General features: G+C 66.1%; 19 protein-coding genes and 2 tRNA genes. 5 read left to right on the forward strand and 16 right to left on the reverse strand.

The window, feature by feature from the left end; genetic code table 11:
- Positions 1–14: 14 nt before the first annotated feature.
- From QJS31_RS18280 to QJS31_RS18290, 3 genes are read right to left on the reverse strand one after another with little or no spacing between them, the layout of a single operon-like run.
- Positions 15–476 carry a deaminase gene (locus QJS31_RS18280; RefSeq protein ID WP_306357246.1) on the reverse strand — a complete coding sequence of 154 codons (462 nt, stop codon included), beginning with the start codon at positions 474–476 and terminating at the stop codon, positions 15–17.
- Positions 466–1,179: a dihydrofolate reductase family protein gene (locus QJS31_RS18285; protein WP_282779775.1), complete on the reverse strand. Its 714-nt coding sequence runs from the start codon at positions 1,177–1,179 to the stop codon at positions 466–468. Before QJS31_RS18285 ends, QJS31_RS18280 begins: the two co-directional genes overlap by 11 nt.
- Entirely contained in the window at positions 1,176–1,814 is a 639-nt protein-coding gene (locus QJS31_RS18290; RefSeq protein WP_282779774.1) for an aminodeoxychorismate/anthranilate synthase component II, read from the reverse strand. Before QJS31_RS18290 ends, QJS31_RS18285 begins: the two co-directional genes overlap by 4 nt.
- Before the next feature lie 107 nt (positions 1,815–1,921).
- Here QJS31_RS18290 and crgA point away from each other — a divergent pair, with 107 nt between their 5' ends.
- Both crgA and QJS31_RS18300 read left to right on the forward strand, forming a co-directional pair.
- Entirely contained in the window at positions 1,922–2,188 is a 267-nt protein-coding gene (gene crgA / locus QJS31_RS18295; protein ID WP_143983370.1) for a cell division protein CrgA, read from the forward strand.
- Between the two features lie 150 nt (positions 2,189–2,338).
- Positions 2,339–2,779 (forward strand): PH domain-containing protein, encoded by a 441-nt coding sequence (locus QJS31_RS18300; protein WP_306357247.1) that lies wholly within the window; start codon positions 2,339–2,341, stop codon positions 2,777–2,779.
- A 61-nt stretch (positions 2,780–2,840) separates the two neighbouring features.
- Here QJS31_RS18300 and QJS31_RS18305 read toward each other — a convergent pair whose 3' ends face one another.
- Positions 2,841–3,719, reverse strand: a complete 879-nt coding sequence (locus QJS31_RS18305) for a rhomboid family intramembrane serine protease (protein ID WP_282779769.1) — start codon at positions 3,717–3,719, stop codon at positions 2,841–2,843.
- A gap of 17 nt (positions 3,720–3,736) precedes the next feature.
- On the reverse strand, positions 3,737–4,264 hold the full coding sequence (locus QJS31_RS18310; protein ID WP_029930539.1) for a peptidylprolyl isomerase: 528 nt from the start codon (positions 4,262–4,264) through the stop codon (positions 3,737–3,739).
- Positions 4,265–4,362: 98 nt separating this feature from the next.
- On the opposite strand from QJS31_RS18310, the gene QJS31_RS18315 reads away from it, so the two are divergent.
- Entirely contained in the window at positions 4,363–4,551 is a 189-nt protein-coding gene (locus tag QJS31_RS18315) for a hypothetical protein (protein WP_306357248.1), read from the forward strand.
- A 6-nt stretch (positions 4,552–4,557) separates the two neighbouring features.
- Here the strand turns inward: QJS31_RS18315 and QJS31_RS18320 are convergent, their stop codons facing one another.
- The 3 genes from QJS31_RS18320 to QJS31_RS18330 form a co-directional block, all read right to left on the reverse strand.
- A complete protein-coding gene (locus QJS31_RS18320; protein ID WP_081592124.1) occupies positions 4,558–5,406 on the reverse strand; it encodes an ABC transporter permease in 849 nt (282 codons plus the stop codon).
- Positions 5,403–6,398 (reverse strand): ATP-binding cassette domain-containing protein, encoded by a 996-nt coding sequence (locus QJS31_RS18325; protein WP_282779766.1) that lies wholly within the window; start codon positions 6,396–6,398, stop codon positions 5,403–5,405. The genes QJS31_RS18320 and QJS31_RS18325 overlap by 4 nt, the downstream gene beginning before the upstream one ends.
- Before the next feature lie 424 nt (positions 6,399–6,822).
- Positions 6,823–7,848, reverse strand: a complete 1,026-nt coding sequence (locus QJS31_RS18330) for an adenylate/guanylate cyclase domain-containing protein (RefSeq protein ID WP_039808161.1) — start codon at positions 7,846–7,848, stop codon at positions 6,823–6,825.
- A 1,038-nt stretch (positions 7,849–8,886) separates the two neighbouring features.
- Between QJS31_RS18330 and QJS31_RS18335 the strand changes: the two genes are divergently transcribed.
- A complete protein-coding gene (locus QJS31_RS18335) occupies positions 8,887–9,774 on the forward strand; it encodes an SMI1/KNR4 family protein (RefSeq protein ID WP_282779763.1) in 888 nt (295 codons plus the stop codon).
- A 243-nt stretch (positions 9,775–10,017) separates the two neighbouring features.
- Here the strand turns inward: QJS31_RS18335 and QJS31_RS18340 are convergent, their stop codons facing one another.
- Positions 10,018–10,473 (reverse strand): hypothetical protein, encoded by a 456-nt coding sequence (locus QJS31_RS18340; RefSeq protein WP_282779761.1) that lies wholly within the window; start codon positions 10,471–10,473, stop codon positions 10,018–10,020.
- A 35-nt stretch (positions 10,474–10,508) separates the two neighbouring features.
- Positions 10,509–11,006 (reverse strand): hypothetical protein, encoded by a 498-nt coding sequence (locus tag QJS31_RS18345; RefSeq protein WP_306357250.1) that lies wholly within the window; start codon positions 11,004–11,006, stop codon positions 10,509–10,511.
- Between the two features lie 238 nt (positions 11,007–11,244).
- Here QJS31_RS18345 and QJS31_RS18350 point away from each other — a divergent pair, with 238 nt between their 5' ends.
- Positions 11,245–11,442, forward strand: a complete 198-nt coding sequence (locus QJS31_RS18350; RefSeq protein WP_306357251.1) for a hypothetical protein — start codon at positions 11,245–11,247, stop codon at positions 11,440–11,442.
- A 130-nt stretch (positions 11,443–11,572) separates the two neighbouring features.
- On the opposite strand, the gene QJS31_RS18355 is transcribed toward QJS31_RS18350, so the two are convergent.
- From QJS31_RS18355 to gyrB, 6 genes are all read right to left on the reverse strand, one after another.
- A tRNA-Ala gene (locus tag QJS31_RS18355) sits at positions 11,573–11,645 on the reverse strand.
- Between the two features lie 27 nt (positions 11,646–11,672).
- On the reverse strand, positions 11,673–11,780 hold the full coding sequence (locus tag QJS31_RS18360; RefSeq protein WP_218007277.1) for a DLW-39 family protein: 108 nt from the start codon (positions 11,778–11,780) through the stop codon (positions 11,673–11,675).
- Between the two features lie 29 nt (positions 11,781–11,809).
- Positions 11,810–11,883 (reverse strand) — tRNA-Ile (locus QJS31_RS18365).
- A gap of 137 nt (positions 11,884–12,020) precedes the next feature.
- Positions 12,021–13,013: a DUF3566 domain-containing protein gene (locus tag QJS31_RS18370; protein ID WP_282779754.1), complete on the reverse strand. Its 993-nt coding sequence runs from the start codon at positions 13,011–13,013 to the stop codon at positions 12,021–12,023.
- Between the two features lie 45 nt (positions 13,014–13,058).
- Complete coding sequence (gene gyrA / locus QJS31_RS18375) at positions 13,059–15,575, reverse strand: DNA gyrase subunit A (RefSeq protein ID WP_029932485.1); 2,517 nt, start codon at positions 15,573–15,575, stop codon at positions 13,059–13,061.
- Positions 15,576–15,653: 78 nt separating this feature from the next.
- The gene (gyrB, locus tag QJS31_RS18380) at positions 15,654–17,702 is read right to left on the reverse strand and encodes a DNA topoisomerase (ATP-hydrolyzing) subunit B (RefSeq protein ID WP_282779752.1); all 2,049 of its coding nucleotides are present in this window, start codon (positions 17,700–17,702) and stop codon (positions 15,654–15,656) included.
- Positions 17,703–18,173: the final 471 nt, after the last annotated feature.

The raw sequence follows: 18,173 nt of genomic DNA on the forward strand, positions 1-18,173 counted from the left end.
CGCGGCCATTCTCGTCAGAGCCGCAGGTGGCGGTTCATCGACATGGCCTCGTCGGCGAGGTCGGGCAGTTCGATCACCTCGATGCCGTGCTCGCGGAGCTTCTCGACGCCGACGCAGTCGGCCACGAAGGTGGCCGGTTCCCGCCAGGCGATGACGACCCGCCGAATGCCCGCGCGCAGAATGCGATCCGTGCAGGGGGCGCGGTCGAGGCTGGCGCGCTGCGAGCAGGGTTCCAGGGTGCTGTAGAGGGTGGCGTGCGGTAGCCGCGGGTCGTCCGGTTCCAGTTTGTTCAGGGCGGATTCCTCGGCGTGCACCTTCTCGTCGGTCTCCCGCGACCAACCGTGTGTGATCTCCACGCCGTCCTCGCCGACGATCACCGCGCCCACCGAGAACGCGGTCACGCTGATCGGGCACAGTCGGGCCAGTCCGATGGCGTGGCGCATCCACTGCCGGTGCAGGCGCTGCTCATCCGACACGGGGACCCTCCTCCTTCGGCAGGTAGCGCAGCAGGGCGATATCGCCGACCTGACTGACCTCGGCCAGCCGCAGCCGCCGATGCGGCCCACCCGGATACGCGGCGGAACGCAGGAATCGCGGGGCGGCCGAATCGCCGACCAGGATCGGGGCGACCGCCATCAGCATCTCATCGGCCAGTCCCGCCGACAGGAAGGCCGTGTGGATCGCGCCGCCGCCCTCCACCATGAGCCGTTCGACGCCGCGCGCGCCGAGATCGTCCAGCAGCGCGGCGAAATCGACCACACCGCCCAGGGATATGACCGTCGCCGCCCGCGTGACGCGATCACCCAGCCGCACCGCACCGGCCTCGGTGGTGTAGACGATGCGCTCCCCGCCGCTGTGCCAGAAGCGCAACTCCGGGTCGAGCTCACCCTTGGCCGAGACGACCACGCGCAGGGGATACTCGGATCGCCCCGCCGACACCCGGGCGGCGCGGCGCTCGGCGCTGTTCACCAGCAGCCGGGGATTGTCGCGACGCAGCGTCTCCGCGCCGACCAGGATGGCGTCGGATTCGGCCCGCAGTCGATCGACCCGGTCGAAATCCGCCGAATTCGACAGCAGCAGCCGCTCGGTGCGCGCGTCGTCGATGTAGCCGTCGATGCTCACCGCCACCGACAGCAGCACGTGCGGTCGGCGGCGCACCACATCGTCGGGGCGATTCACACCAGCGCCGCGACTTCCGCCTCGAGGGTCCGCACCAGGCCCTCGTCGGGCCGGGCGCCGCAGACGCCCAGCCAGTTGGCCAGCATCCGGTGCCCGCCCTGGGTGAGCACGGATTCGGGATGGAACTGCACCCCGTGAATGGGCAGCTCACGATGCCGCATGGCCATGACGATCCCGCTCTCGGTGCGGCCGAGCACCTCCAGCTCCGGCGGCATGGTCTCCTCGAGCACGGTCAGCGAGTGGTAGCGGGTGGCGGTGAAGGGGTCGGGCAGTCCGGCCAGCACCCCCGCGCCGACGTGGTAGACGTCGGAGGTCTTGCCGTGCAGCAGCTCCGGGGCCCGGGTGACGGTGGCTCCGAAGGCCGTACCGATGGCCTGATGCCCCAGGCACACCCCGAGCAGCGGTACCTCGTGCTTCGCGCAGGCCCGCACCAGCTCGATACTCGCCCCGGCGCGCTCCGGCGTCCCCGGCCCGGGGCTGATGAGCAGGCCGTCGAATTCGGTCACCACCGCGTTCACGTCCGCGAGCTGTGGATCGTCGTTGCGCCAGACCGTCGCGTCCACACCCAGCTGCCCCAGATATTGGACCAGGTTGAACACGAAGCTGTCGTAATTGTCGACGACCAGAACACGCATGGTTCGAGAGTAGCTGGGCGCGGCCGCGATCGTCGCAGGCAATACCTAGTATGGACGCATACCTCAGCCATGCGCTGAAGTCACGGAGAGGCGGAGGAGAGCCACCCATGCCCAAGTCGAAGGTCCGGAAGAAGACGGACTACACGATCAACCCGGCAAGCCGGACACCCGTCAAGGTGAAGGCGGCGGGTCCCTCGCCGGTCTGGTACGTCTCCATCATGCTCGGTTTCATGCTGGCCGGGCTGGTGTGGCTGCTGGTGTACTACCTGGCCGCAGAGCAGATCAGCTGGATGAGCGATCTGGGTGCGTGGAACTTCCTGATCGGCTTCGGCCTCATGGTCGTGGGCCTGATCATGACCATGCGCTGGCGCTAGTTCTCCCCAGTCTCCACAAGATGAGCGGGGTGTGGATGGATACGACCGCTACATATAGCGGCTGCTAGTGAGCTCGATCGCCTTACAACAGTGTTATTCATACACACTTGTGGATGAATCTGTGGACAACTCGAGGAGGGTTTGGGGACAGTGACGCCAGCCGATTCCCGCGCCTTGGCGTGGTCGACCCCACCCGCCGCCCTCGCGGTCTGTGCCCTCGGCGGGATCGTGCTCGCCGTGGCGGCCTTCCTGTCCGACGATCCGCCGGGTCGGCTGCTCATCGGCCTGGCCGCGATCGCCCTGCTCGTCATGGCCGGAGTGGGCCTGCGGCAGCGGCCGCGCCTGGCCGTCGAGCCGGGCACCCCCGATCCGGTCGTGGTGCGCGGCGTGGCCGGACCCAAGCGCTATACACCCGAGCAGGTGCTGCGGGCGCGCGTGGTCTCCTACCGGCGACTCGGCCGCCGCATGCCCATGCTCGAACTGGATGTGGACGACGGCGGCGAAGAGCGGCTGCTCATCTTCGGCCGCTGGGATCTCGGGGCCGCACCCGCCGAGGTCCTCGAAACCCTGCGTGCCCATCTGGGTCGCTGATCCGGTAGTTCACCCGAGTCGCTCCGGCCGAGCCTCGAAAGGATCCGGCCGAGCCGAGCCGTCAGTTGATCACTATCACCGTCGGCGCGGCCAGCACGCTCACCACCAGCGCGAGCACCACCACGGCCGCCACCGATCCCCAACCGATCGCGGAGGCGGTCGACTGGGTGCGGGCGCGCAGCAGGCGCGGCAGGTACAGGATCCCGGCCGTGGACAGCGTCCCCGCCGCGAGTCCGCCCAGGTGCGCCCACAGCGAGATGCCGGGCACCGACACGCTGATGAACAGGTTGATCGCCAACAGCACGGCGATCTGCGTCATGTTCTGCCGGGTACGCAGCATGATCACCGCGACCGCGCCGAACAGACCGTAGATCGCGCCGGACGCGCCGACGGTGGCGGTGAGCGGATCGACCAGCGCCATGACGGCCGCGGAGCCACCCAGCAGCGAGGCCAGATACACGGCGAGGAATCGCGTACGCCCCAACGCCACTTCGCAGTACGGGCCGAGCAGGTACAGCGCGAGCATATTCACCAGCAGGTGGATCAGGCCGTAGTGCAGGAAGCCGGAGCCGACGACGCGGAACCACTCACCGTCCCCGACGAAGGCGGGCACCAACCGCCATGCCCTGAACAGCGAGGAGGCCCGATTGTCCATCAGGTTCCCGGCTTCCAGCGCGGTAATGCCGTAGATGGCGACATTCACGGCGATCAGCGCGTAGGTCACGAAGGGCACGGGATTGCGCGACAGCGTCGCCCCGCCCACCGTGCGCACCTGCCGAACATCCTTCTGCCCCTGTGCCACACAGTCCACGCAGTGCTGCCCGACCGAGGCCGAGCGCAGGCATTCCGGGCAGGCGGACCGCCCGCACCGCGTGCAGGCCAGACCGGTGGGCCGGTCCGGATGGCGGTAACACGACGGTGCGGGCGGGTGAGGATTCATCTCTACTGCTTTCGAATTCAGTCGATGGTGACGCTGTTGATCACGACCGGATCCTTCGGCCGGTCGTTGCGATCGGTCGCGGTGGTGGCGATGGTGTCGACCACCTTGCGGGAGTCGGGATCCACCACCTCTCCGAAGATGGTGTGCTTCCGATTGAGATGCGGCTGCGCACCGACGGTGATGAAGAACTGCGAACCATTGGTGCCCGGCCCGGCGTTGGCCATGGCCAGCAGGTAGCCGCGGTCGAAGCGCAGTTCGGGATGGAACTCGTCCTTGAACTCGTAGCCCGGCCCGCCGCGCCCGGTACCGGTCGGGTCGCCACCCTGAATCATGAAGCCGTCGATCACGCGGTGGAAGACGGCACCGTCGTAGAACGGCCCGGAATCGGTGCCCGCGGCGTTCTTCGTCGTGTACGGGGCGGAGCCGTCGGCCAGGCCGATGAAGTTGCGCACCGTCGCGGGGGCGTGGTTACCGAAGAGCGAGATCTTGATATCGCCGAGGTTGGTGTGCAGCGTCGCCACGGCGGTCTGATTCGGTGAGGTCACGCCGCCCATGCTATGCCGTTGCCAGCGGGGGAACCCCCAGCGACCTGCGGTCACCACCCCTTGCTGCGCGAAAACGCGTGCTGTGTCACAGTGGTCGGATGGAGCTGGGGAGTTTTCGCAACCGAATCATCGCGGCGGCACTACTCGGAGCGGTGGGCAGCATTGTCGCGGTCGTCCTGAACCGCCGCCCGCAGCCGCCCGCCCCCGAACCGCCGCGCCTGGGCTATTCCCGCAATGGTTCCGCACCCACCCCGCTCGCCGGAGCGGGCACGGAAACCACGCGCTGAGCATTCCTACCGGCTCACCGAGCGCTTGTACTGCCGCACGGCCAGCGGAACGAAGATCACCAGGATCACGGCGACCCACATGAGCGTGGTCGCCACCGGATGCCGCATGGACCAGGTGTCCGGCGGCGGCATGGCCGGGCTGGTATTGCCGAACAGATCGCGAGTCGCCTGCGTCAGCGCCGACACCGGATTCCATTCCGCGAACAGCTTCAGCGGTCCGGGCAGATTCTCCATCGGCACGAAGGTGTTGGCGAGGAAGGTGAGCGGGAAGATCACGATGAACACCGCGTTGTTGAACACCTCGGGCGCTCGCACGATCAGGCCGATCACGGCCATGATCCACGAGATCGCGTAGGCGAACAGCAACAGCAGCAGATACGCCAGCACCGCGTCCACGAACGATCCGCGAATTCGCCAGCCGACCACCAGACCGGCCAGCGACATCACCACCAGGCTCACCACATTGATCACCACGTCGGCGCCGGTGCGGCCGATGAGGACCGCCGCGGGTTCCATGGGTAGTGAGCGGAAACGGTCGATGATGCCCTTCTGCATATCCTCGGCCAGGCTCAAACCCGTGAAGGTGCCGCCGAATACGACCGTTTGGGCGAAGATGCCCGCGATGAGGAATTCGCGGTAGCCGCCCTCCATACCCGGCACCTGGATGGCCGTGCCGAACACGTACGCGAACAGCAGCACGAACATGATCGGCGACAGTGTCGTGAAGATCAGCACGTCCGGGACGCGTTTGATCTTGATGACATTGCGCTTGGTGATGGTGAGGCTGTCGCTCGCCAACATGGTGGCCCGCTGGGCCAGCGACGGTTTCTCGACGGATGTCAGCATGGCGCTCATCGGGCCTGTCCCTCCTTCTCCAGCTCCGCCGAACCCGAGCCGTTCACCAATTCCTCGGCCTCATGGCCCGTCAAGGTCAAGAACACGTCGTCGAGCGACGGTCGCCGTAGTCCCACGTCATGAATGGCCACTTCATGTTTGGTGAGCTGGCCGATAGCGTCGACCAGCGCCTGCGAACCATTGCTGACCGGGACGATGATGCGCCGCAGCCCCGGCTCCAGCCGGATCTCGCCGTGCGCCAGCCCGGACAGCGCCTGTTCGGCGACCGCCAGATTGTCCACATGGTCCACGGTCAGCTCGATGCGGTCGCCGCCGACCATGGACTTCAGCTCGTCGGAGGTGCCCTCGGCGATCACCGTGCCGTGGTCGATCACGGCGATGGAGTCGGCCAGCCGGTCGGCCTCCTCCAGGTACTGGGTGGTCAGCAGCAGGGTGGTGCCGCCCGCGACCAGTTCCTCCATGACATCCCAGAGGTCCAGGCGCGCACGGGGATCGAGGCCGGTGGTCGGTTCGTCCAGGAACAGCACCGGCGGGTTGGCGACCAGGGCGCCCGCGAGGTCGAGCCGCCGCCGCATACCGCCGGAGTAGCCCTTCACCGGGCGGTCGCCGGCGTCGGACAGCCGGAAGCGCTCCAGCAGCTCCCGGGCACGCTGCTTACTGCGCTGCACCCCGAGGTGGTACAGCCGACCGACCATTTCGAGATTCTCGAAGCCGGTGAGGTACTCGTCCACGGCCGCGTACTGGCCGGAGGTGCCGATCCGGGAGCGCAGCAACTGCGGATCCTTCAGCACGTCGACCCCGGCGACGGTGGCGCGGCCGGAGTCGGGGATGAGCAGGGTGGTCAGAACGCGGACGGTGGTGGTCTTCCCCGCGCCGTTGGGACCCAGCAGGGCTTTGACGGTGCCTTCCGGCACCCGTAAGTCGAGTCCATCCAGTGCGACCACGCGGCCGTACCGTTTGACCAGCCCCTCTGCGACTATTGCGTCGGGCATGATTCTCCTGGTGTCGTATGGGTTCTTAGCTCGTATAGATGTCTGAGCTGCGCAGATACTGTCGACCGTGACCGGGACGCTATCGCCCCAGTATTGCCCAGGCTGATCGTGATTTCATCCCATTTACCCCGTTTCGAAACGCCTGTCGCACACGAGGAGCCGCCGCCCTCGGGAATGCGGCGGCGCGCGGTCCTCGACAGCTCGTGCACGAACACATGTTCGCAGCGGGGTACGACAGGTTCGGCGAAAAATTCTTCCAACGCGATGGTCCCCGTGCGCACACAAACTCGAATCGTCGCGTAGGATCGTTCCCGTCGGCCCCTCCCCCCCGGGCCGACCTATCGCGGGCCTCGGCTAACTCCCCCCCTTCGCCGAGGCCCGCCCCCCTTTCTGGAGTCGGCTCACCGGACTAGACCAATACGATCTAGATCAGTGGGCGGATCTCGTTGCGGCGCAGCACATGCCCGCGCAGTCGGCTGATACCGCGCACCCGCACACTGCGCAGATGCCGCAGCGTGAATTCCGGATCGCCGTCGAGTCGCGCGGCCGCGCCGTCGTCGATGAGCACGGTGCCCGGCCGAGCCACACCGGTGAGCCGCGCGGCCACATTCACCACATCGCCGTAGAGGTCGCCGAAGCGCTGCAATACCGGCCCGTAGGCCAGGCCGATGCGCAACTGCGTGGTGATCCCCGGCGACGCCTCCGCCGCCTCCTGAATGGCCAGCGAGATCCGCGCGCCCTGCTCGGCGGACCCGGCCGCGTACATGACCTCGTCGCCGACATTCTTGATCACCCAGCCGCCGCCCGCGGTGATCGCGTTGCTGGTGACGGTCTCGAACGATTCCAGCAGCGCCGAGAGCTCCTCGGGGTCCAGATGCCGGGTCAGACGCGTGTAACTGACCATATCGGCGAACCCGACCGCCAACTGCCGCACCTGGTCCCCCGCCACCGCGCCGCCGTCCAGCGACCGCGCCAGCGAGGAGGCCAACTGCCGCCGCCAGGCATAGGAGAGCAACTGCTCGAGTTCGGAGACGACCTCCTCGGTGGCCGCCCGCGCCGCCTCCTGCGGATCGGCCGCGGGATCGGCCTCGGTAATGGCCGCGATCCGGTCCAAGATCTCCTCGGTAACCAGATCGACCTGCCACTCCGCCAGCCGCGCCATGGACTGCCCCAACTGCCGCGCCGCCGCCGTCTGCCGCGGAACATCCGCCCGCGCAAGCACATTCAGCTTGGTGAAGGCGCGAACAGCCTGCACATCGGCATCGGTGTACTCGATCGCCTCATCGTCCGGATCAGCCGGAAACCCCAACGACACCCACAGTCGCCGCGACAGCGTCGACGGCACCCCGGTGCGGTCGGCCACCTGCCGCCGGTTGTACTTACGCTCCCCGCTCAGCAGATAAGGCTCGACCACCGACTGAACCAATTTGGAGATCTCAGTGGAGGCCATGGGGCCACCTTACGGCGCAACCCCCCCACCACGCCGCCGCCACGACCCGCCTGGTGACCGATCACAAACCAGGGCTGGGTTCGCGGGCGTCGGGGTGTTGAGCCGCGGTCAGGCGTGCTCACGAAGAGCATGAGCCTTTGTTCGTTCCGCGTACACCCTCAGCCTGGTTGCTCGGTTTCGGCCAGGCCCCGCACCGCTGTTCAGCGCAGAGCCGGGTCTGTGACCCGATCACTGCTTCCAGCTCCTGCGAACACCCGATCCAACAGATCGAGCACGGGATCCCCCGGCAACACATCCACATTTCCCTGCCAGATGACCCCGCCCTGCGGACACCACACCAGCACCCGCCGAGATCCCGGTGCGACCCCTTCGGCCACAACGCTGTTCATACCCGGTGCGATCGCCAAACTTTGGGTGCGCCCATCCGCGTCCGGATCCACCGAACACCGATCCGCCGGGTACTCGGTCCCGTGCACCACCACTTTGATCCGAGCCCGCCCCGGAATTACCTGCACACTCGGATCAGCCGCCGCAAACGCCGGATCCGCCAGCAGCAACGCGCCAGCCGCGACCACGGTCGTCACCACCCGGCTGCCGCGCACACCCTGCAAAGCCCGAAACCCCACTTCAGCCCTTTCTTCCGGCATCCACCAGGATCCCGATCCTATGCCGCACCCACCCCCGCTCAGTATCGGGTAGATGCCCTAATCCGCCGACAATCTTCGAACTCGACCGAGCATCTCGGAGCTAGGCCCGCGATTCGGAACAGCCCAGCCCGGCCCACCAGCGAACCCCCGTGCGACAGCGACCATTACGGTCCTGGAATCGGCATATGGTGCGTTCGCGCACCGGCGGCCCCTTCGATGCCTGCGCCGAATCCCCCGAGGGGTCCTCCGTTCGTAGTTCCTGCGTTCGGCGCGTTGTTCGGGCAGTCCTGACTTTGTCGTCTGCCGATCAGGAGGCTGGGGCACTCGGGTGAGACAGCGCGATTCGAGCCGTTCCCGCTGGTCACCCGGTTCCGTTGGTAGCGTCAGCGCCATGGAGCTTCGTGATCTCGTAGCTCGAGCTGTACGCATCGGGGCAACACCCGGACTCCCAGCTTCCCCGGCCGAGCTCGCTGCGGCAGAGTCGCGACTGGGGGTCCGCTTCGATCACCAATACAGAGAGCTGATGTCGATCTGCAGCGGCATCGAGGCGATCGGTGGTTCCTTCCTGTACCCGGCCGATGAGCTCGGGGCCTCGCCACGATGGCTGGAGCGGACCGATTTTCTCGAGATCGAGTACTTCACCGGCGATCCGCCGGGCTTCGAGATGCGGAACTGGGAGATGATCGAACCGATCTTCCATCCGCCTCCGGCCGGACGAATTCATGTCCTGATCGGCGATGACGAATTGCAGCCCGAAGCCTTGGTATGCAACTTCTCCAGTACCGATCCCGACGCGCCGCCCGGGGATATCGCCCAGTGTCGCTACGAACCTCACATCCGTGGAGATCTCACCGAGACCTTGACCGAACTGATAGACGTTGCCGAAGAACTCGGCATGGATGACGGGCGCGTCGAGTCCGACCAGCACGATCGCGCAGACGTGTACTTCCAAATCGGCCGTCTGCTGCGAGGGATCTCGACACAGAACCGTGCGTACATTCGCCATGCCCTGTCGGCTCGATGGCGTCACGAGTTCGACCAGCGACCGGGCCAACCCGGCCTCAACGACCTCCGAGATTCCGTGTGCTGGCACCGGGTACCAGCCAAGATCGAACCGATCGAGTATGACCTGTGGGGATCGCCTCCGCATTCTGTGCGCGCCACGGCGACCATCCCCGAGGGCTGGTCGAAATCCCCGCTCGAGGCCGTCATCGGTGTCGTCAAGGAGAACACCGTGTGGCGGATCGACTCGTGGTCGTGGAATCGACCTGACGGATAGCGTTGCCATCTGACGGATGAATTCGCAGACACCCATACCCCAGAGAGCTATCCCTTGCGCCCGGAAACCCGTACAGTCGAGCTCCTGTTTGCGGGGCGCTGCTGCCACAGCGGGGTAAGGGGCACTCCCCTACCAGCGATTCCCCACCTCATCCTGAATCAACCGGCGGGTCGGTTCCCCGTACACAGCCTGATCACTCAGCGCCGCAAGCAGCAGCGTGCCCTGGATGACGACCGCTATTGATCAGCGACGCTCAGCACCGTCCGGCCATACGATGACGACAGGCACGCCTTTGCCGCGGGCCAGTTCGACGACGGTGCCGGTGCCGCCTTTCTCGCTGGGTTGGGAATCCCATACGGCGATCAGCGCATCGCAGGTGCCGACGAGCGCCTCGTTCGCGGCCTCGTATGCCTCGCGGCCAGCCTCGTCGAACTCCATTACCCGCACGGTGTCCGCGCACCGGATCAACTCATCGAACTGCTGGGCGTGATCGGGCTTGACCTTGCGCTCACGGTAGTTCCGTGACGGCAGCACGACCTCGAGTCGGCCGCCCGCGTCGAGTACGGCCTGCGCGAACACCGAGTCGGCACCGCGGGCGATACAGCTGACGCCGACAAGGTCGACCGCATCGCCGTGCTCGTCGAGGACACGGCGGATCTCGTCATAGATGAGCGGCACCGAGTCGGCGGTGATGTTCATATGTTCGGTCACACCGATGCGAGTCATGCCCACTTCTATACAGGTGCGGTGATATAGGGGCGCATCCTGTCGCGGAACTCGGCCACGACAGCGAGGTCGGCGAGTTGGCTGGTTCGCTGGTACATCTCGCCGAGCTTTACCCGCACCCGGTCGGACGCAGTCCGTTCCACGGTGGTCAGAGCCTCGTGCCCGAGTCGACACGCTTCCTCGGCCTCACCCTCGATCAGACGAGCCTCGGCGATGCCGAGCTGATCGAGGGCGGTGCTGCGCAAGCGGTCCGGCCTGCGGAGCGCGATGGCCTGCCCAATGTATTCGGCGGCCGGTGCGGCGTACTCAGGGTTGCGCTGTGCCATCTCGAGCAGACGGCCCCCGGTGGTGCCTGCGAACTCGGCGGCGTCGAAATAGCCAATCCAGTACGGGGTTTCGCCGAGCCCGGTCGCTGCAAGTGTTTCGAACGCACGATCGGAGGTTCGCCGGAACGCCGTTGGTCCGCCGAGCCGTGCGTATGCCCATGCTTCGCGGGTATCGAGCATGGCCCGGACTGTGGGCGCTGCCTCGTTGAACGCGGCGCACATCCGCGACACCGGGATCCCGCCCGGGCCGCCGGGCCGCCGCTCCTATGAGGTCAAGGCAGCCCTGTTACGCGGGGACGTGGCGTGTCAGTATGAGCGTCACGGGCAGCATCCAGGGGCAGCCGTTCGTGTTCAGCGACTACTCACGGACCCGTGAAGTGCCGACAACGCAATGTCCGAGCCGATGAGAGGAGTTCCGATGTCGATGGACAAGCGCACATCCCAGGAATTGCGGGACCAGATTCAGCCGATCGCCGAGGCGGTGGCCGCCAAGCTCGGGGCCGGGCACCCAGCGGTCGCGGCGCTGGACTTGGCTGCGGCCGAGATCGCCGCCGCCGTGCCCATGCCTCGCCGGTACGCCGACTACGAGCCGCAAACCGTGCCCGAAGCGACGTAGTCCAGATATGACGAAATCCACCTCAGATTCACGGGTGGGCCGCAGCGCCGCAGCCACTTTCGTGGACGCGGTTCGTGGACACGAGCATACCGGAGGGTCAGAAATGCACTCTGACCTGCACCGATGCTTGTGGAGCCTAGGGGAATCGAACCCCTAACCCCTGCCTTGCAAAGGCAGTGCTCTGCCAATTGAGCTAAGGCCCCGGACGGGGAAGAATCCCCGAAAGTTGTTCAGCGCGTGGTTACCTCGTGCCAGAGGTCCGCGTCGTTGCGCTGACGCAGTTTGCTGATTCCGAAAATCACCGCGGCAACGAGGCCGATCGTGAGGAGAAATTTCATGAATCCCACCCTACAGAGATATTCGGGAGTGGGCCTAGGAGGACTTGAACCTCCGACCTCTTCGTTATCAGCGAAGCGCTCTAACCGCCTGAGCTATAGGCCCTCATCTCGGTTCCGGGTGTCTCACCCGAACCGAGGCATGAGATTACCGTACGACTCCCCGAGTAACCAAAACGGCCGGTAGCGGGCTTGTACGAGCCCGCCGCCGGCCGCTTCGAGAGGTACTCCGATGCGAGTGGACTAGTCCGGATCGGCCAGGGTCACCTGGATGCCGCCGACCAGATCGGTGCAGTTGTTGTAGACGAACACGCCGACCGTGGACAGGGCGGTGAAAAGCACCACATTGATCATGCCGATGACACCGGCGTAACCGAAGACGGTGCCCGCGTCCACGATCGCCGAGGACGAGCCGCCGTCGGAGACGATGTCGGTGAAGGTGGAATTCATCCGCTCCCACACGCCCATGCCCTCGAGCACGAGGTACAGCAGGCCCACCGCGAGCATCCACACGAAGAACAGCGCCACGCTGATCACCAACGACACCTTCAGCGTGGACCACGGATCGATATGGCGCAGCTGCACCGTCGCCCGCAGTGGTTCACCGCTGGAGACGGCCTGCTGCACGGCCGCCGGAGCCGACGGCGACACCGGACCCCCGGCGACCGCCGCGGGAGCCTCCACATGCTGTGGCAGCGGATGCCGCAGATCGGACAGATCCGGCATGTCCTTGACCAGTTCCGGCCGCGCGATGCTGCGGGTCGGCCCGTCGATGCCGACGGACTTCACCATGGCGGCCTCCTTGCGGGCCGCCTTGGCGGCCAGGTCGGCCGTGGTGCGGGCATTGGACGCGCCCGCGTTCAGGCCGACCCCGGGCGCGGAGCCCGGGCGTCCCGCCACCGGTGCCTGGCCGGGACGGTAGAGGTTGGACTGCGGCTCCCGCTGCGGTAGCTGGGACCAGCCGCCCTCCTCGAACCGGGACGTGGTCTGCCCGTCACCGGGTGCCGGTTGCTCGGCGGCCTGATCCGGGGCGGCCTGCTCCGGATCGCTCCGACGTCCGGCGTTGCCATCCTGCGCGAAATCACCGGACTGGCCCGACATTTCAGGCGGTTGCGGCTGCCCTTCCGGCGATCCCGGCCGCGGAATGGGGCGCGGCGGAATCGGGGACGGTGCGATTCGCTCGGTCACACCGTTGGCATGCTGCCGCTGGTCATTCGGCTGATTCGGAGTGGTCAATGGTGAATCCTTCGATCCGTTGTGCCGCCGCTGCTGTCGAGAAAACTACTGCTTCGCCGAACCACTGGCATCTTCTTCACCGGAAACCGCGTCGGGCTCATCGGCGTTGCGCGCGATTGCGAGCAACGTAGCGCCCTCGCCCAGGTTCATCAATCGCACGCCCTTGGTCTGGCGTCCGGCCTTGCGCACCTGGTTGGCCGCCGTCCGGATCACACCGCCGCCGGAGGTGATGGCGTACAGCTCGTCGTCGTCGTCGACGATGAGCGCTCCGACCAGACTGCCACGTTTCTGGTCGTACTGGATGGTCAATACGCCCTTTCCACCGCGACCCTGCGCGGTGTACTCGTCCAGCGCCGTGCGCTTGGAGTAGCCGCCCGAGGTCGCGACGAGCAGGAAGCCCTGCTCACCCTCGTGCACCACGTTGAGCGACAGCAGTTCGTCGTCGGTGTTGAAGCGCATGCCCTGCACGCCGGAGGTGGCGCGGCCCATGGGACGCAGCACCTCGTCGTTGGCGGCGAAGCGGATCGACTGGCCGTGTGCGGAGACGAGCAGCAGGTCGTCATCGGCGGCACACAGCGCGGCACCGACCAGTTCGTCCTCGTCGCGCAGGTTCACCGCGACGATGCCGCCGCTGCGGTTGGAGTCGAAATCGGTCAGCCTGGACTTCTTCACCAGGCCCTTGCGGGTGGCGAGCACCAGGTAGGGCGCGTCCTCGTAGGACTTGATCTGGATGACCTGGGCGATCTTCTCGTCCGGCTGGAAGGCCAGCAGATTCGCCACGTGCTGGCCGCGCGCGGTGCGGTTGGCCTCGGGCAGCTCGTACGCCTTGACCCGGTACACCCGGCCCTTGTTGGTGAAGAACAGCAGCCAGTCGTGCGTGCTGGTGATGAAGAAGTGCTTGACGATGTCGTCCTGCTTGAGACCCGCGCCCTGCACGCCCTTGCCGCCGCGCTTCTGCGAGCGGTACAGGTCGGTCTTGGTGCGCTTGGCGTAACCGGTCTCGGTAATGGTGACGACCACGTCCTCGCGGGCGATCAGATCCTCGTCCGCGACGTCACCGTCGGAGGCGATGATCTTGGTGCGCCGGTCGTCGCCGTGCTTGTCGACGATTTCGGCCAGCTCGTCGCGCACGATCGCGCGCTGCCGCTCCGGCCGCGCCAGAATGTCCTTCAAATCGGCGATCTCGGCCTCGATCTTGGCCAACTCGTCGAGGATCTTCTGCCGTTCCAGGGCGGACAGGCGGCGCAGCTGCATATCGAGAATGGCCGTCGCCTGGATCTCGTCGATATCGAGCAGCTGCATCAAGCCGGTACGGGCCGTCTCGGTGTCGGCCGAGCGGCGGATCAGGGCGATCACGGCATCCAGCTGATCCAGGGCCTTCACCAGACCGCGCAGGATGTGGGCGCGTTCCTCGGCCTTGCGCAGCAGGTACTTGGTACGCCGGACGATCACGTCCAACTGGTGATTCACGTACAGGCGAATCATCTGGTCCAGACGCAGCGTGCGCGGCACGCCGTCCACGATGGACAGCATGTTCGCGCCGAAGCTGGTCTGCAGCTGGGTGTGCTTGTAGAGGTTGTTCAGCACCACCTTGGCGACCGCGTCACGCTTGACCGTGATGACGATGCGCATGCCCACGCGATCCGAGGACTCGTCGTGGATGTCGGCGACACCGGCGATCTTGGCGTCCTTCACCTGCTCGGCGATCGAGTTGATGAAGTTGTCGGTGTTGACCTGGTAGGGCAGCTCGGTGATGACGATCGTGGTGCGACCCCGATTGTCCTCCTCGATCTCCACCACACCACGCATCTTGATCGAGCCGCGGCCCGTCGTGTACGCGTCGTGAATGCCCTGGGTGCCCACGATCAGACCCGCGGTCGGGAAGTCCGGACCCTTCACCCGCTCCATGCACGCGGCGAGGGTGGACTCCTCGTCGGCGAGGTGATTGTCCAGCGCCCAGTAGATGGCCTCGGCGAGTTCGGTCAGGTTGTGCGGCGGGATATTCGTCGCCATACCGACCGCGATGCCGTTGCTGCCGTTCATGAGCAGCACCGGCACGCGGGCCGGGAGCACCACCGGCTCCTGCGTCTTGCCGTCGTAGTTCGGCAGGAAATCGACCGTCTCGTGGTCGATTTCGCGCAGCAGCTCCATGGCCAGCGGGGTCAGGCGGCATTCGGTGTAGCGCATGGCGGCCGCGCCGTCGTTGCCGCGCGAACCGAAGTTGCCCTGACCATCCACCAGCGGGTAGCGCAGCGACCAGGGCTGCGCCATGCGCACCAGGGTGTCGTAGATGGCCGTGTCACCGTGCGGGTGGTAGTTGCCCATGGTGTCGGCGACCGGGCGAGCCGACTTCACATAGCTGCGATCGGGCCGATACCCGTTGTCGTACATCGCGTACATGATCCGGCGGTGCACCGGCTTCAGACCGTCGCGCACCTCGGGTAGCGCGCGGCCCACGATCACGCTCATGGCGTAGTCGATGTAGGAGTTCTGCATCTCCTGCTGGATGTCGACCGGTTCGATCCGGTCGCCACCCGACGGGGGCAGGGAGGTCTCAGTCATGAATTGGTCTCCGTGGGAAGTCTGGTGGGGTGGTGGATGTGGGGCCTAGGGGAATCGAACCCCTGGGGACCACCTCCCCTACACATCGAGGAAGCGGACATCCTTGGCATTGCGGGTGATGAAGCTGCGCCGAGCCTCGACGTCCTCGCCCATGAGGACCGAGAACAGCTCATCGGCGGCCGCCGCGTCATCCAGGGTGACCAGGCGCAGCACCCGCACGCTCGGATCCATGGTGGTCTCCCACAGCTCCTTCGGGTTCATCTCGCCGAGACCCTTGTAGCGCTGCACGCCGTCGTCCTTGTTGATCTTCTTGCCCGCGGCCAGGCCGCGCTCCAGCAGACCGTCGCGCTCGCGGTCGGAGTAGGCGAACTCCGGATCCGACCGCTGCCACTTGAGCTTGTACAGCGGCGGCTGCGCCAGGAATACGTGCCCGTGCTCGACCAGCGGCCGCATGAAGCGGAACAGCAGGGTCAGCAGCAGGGTGGAGATGTGCTGACCGTCCACGTCGGCGTCGGCCATCAGCACGATCTTGTGATAGCGCAGCTTGCTGATGTCGAACTCGTCGTGGATGCCGGTGCCGAAGGCCGTGATGATCGACTGGACCTCGTTGTTCTTGAGCACCTTGTCGATGCGCGACTTCTCGACATTGATGATCTTGCCGCGCAGCGGCAGGATCGCCTGGTACATGGAGTCGCGGCCGGATTTCGCCGAGCCACCGGCGGAGTCGCCCTCCACGATGTAGATCTCGGACTTGCTCGGATCCTTGGAGCGGCAGTCCGCCAGCTTGCCGGGCAGTCCGCCCAGATCGGTCGCGCTCTTGCGCCGCACCAGCTCCCGCGCCTTGCGGGCGGCCACGCGCGCCTGCGCCGACGACACCGCCTTCTGCACGATGGTCTTGGCATCGGCCGGATTGGCCTCGAACCAGTGCGTCAGATGCTCGTTGCAGGTGCGCTGCACGAACGACTTGACCTCGGTATTGCCGAGCTTGGTCTTGGTCTGGCCCTCGAACTGCGGGTCGGCGACCTTCACGCTCACGATGGCGGCCAGCCCCTCGCGGATGTCGTCGCCGGTGAGGTTGCCGTCCTTCTCCTTGAGGAGCTTCTTGTCCTTCGCGTACTTGTTCACCACCGTGGTGAGCGCGGCGCGGAAACCCTCCTCGTGGGTGCCGCCCTCATGGGTGTTGATGGTGTTGGCGAAGGTGTGCACCGACTCGGAGTAGCCGGAGTTCCACTGCATGGCCACCTCGAGCTCGTGCCCGGTGCCCTTGCCGGTGAACGACACGATCGAGTTGTGGATCGGCGTCTTGGTCCGGTTGATGTGCTTGACGTAGTCCTCGAGACCGCCCGGGTAGTGGTAGGTCCGGGTCTTCACCTTCGGCTCGGCGGGCGGCGTGTTCTCGTCGAGATGTTTGGGCGCCTCGGCGGTCTCGCTCACCACCTCGTCGGTGATCTCACTCTCGGAGACCCGCTCGTCGGTCAGGGTGATGGTGAGGCCCTTGTTCAGGAACGCCATCTCCTGCAGGCGGCGCGCGACCGTCTCGAAGTTGTAGACGGTGGTCTCGAAGATGTTCGGATCCGCCCAGAAGGTCTGGGTGGTACCGGTGCGCTTGGTGGCGTCGCCCTTGATGAGCTTGCCCGGCTTGGAGTCCTTGTACTCCTGGCTCCAGTGGTAGCCGTCGCGGTCGATCTCCACGTGCATGCGGGTGGACAGCGCGTTCACCACCGAGATGCCGACGCCGTGCAGGCCGCCGGACACCGCGTAGGCGTCGGAGTCGAACTTGCCGCCCGCGTGCAACTGGGTCATGACGACCTCGACGGTCGGAATGCCCTGGGCGTGCATCTCCACCGGGATACCGCGGCCGTCGTCGACGACTCGGACGCCGCCGTCGGCCAACAGGGTCACATCGACGCGGGAGGCGTATCCCGCCATCGCCTCGTCGACGGAGTTGTCCACGACCTCCCAGATCAGGTGGTGCAGACCGCGCTCACCGGTGGAGCCGATGTACATGCCGGGACGCTTGCGGACGGCTTCGAGGCCCTCCAGGACCGTGATGTTGGAGGCACCGTAGTCCTGGTTTCCCGCTTTGCCCGGGGTGGAGCCGCTTGCGTTGGAGTCGTTGGCAGCCACTGCTCGGTAGCTCTCCTTACTTGCTGATCCTCTCGACACAGCGCGAGACGACACACGTGGGACCCCGAATCCTGTCTGCTCGAGAATTACGGGTCCACGCGCGGGCTCTGCGGAACGCGCCGGAGATATCGCCGCTAGTTACCCCACCATCCTACTGGCAGACCCGACACAGAATGCACCTATGACACCCCTGAGTGGGCCACAGATGCATGAAATCGATCGGCGAAGGGTCAGGAGATAGGCGGACCGGGTTCCAAAGCGTTCAGCGGGCAACTGGAACGTCGCCACAGAAGACGCGACAAAGTTCACCAGCGACTCGCTGGACAGCCGGAGGGATTCCGGTGTCGCGAACCCCCGGGACACCCCCGAGCCTAGCCGGTCGCACCGACGAATTCAGCCCACGTTCCACGTGAAACTCGCCGCTGACCAGGAACTCTCGAATTCGACGGGATGGTGACGGCGTGTGAACGG

This window comes from Nocardia sp. CC213A (assembly GCF_030766805.1).
Taxonomy (GTDB): Bacteria; Actinomycetota; Actinomycetes; order Mycobacteriales; family Mycobacteriaceae; genus Nocardia; species Nocardia otitidiscaviarum.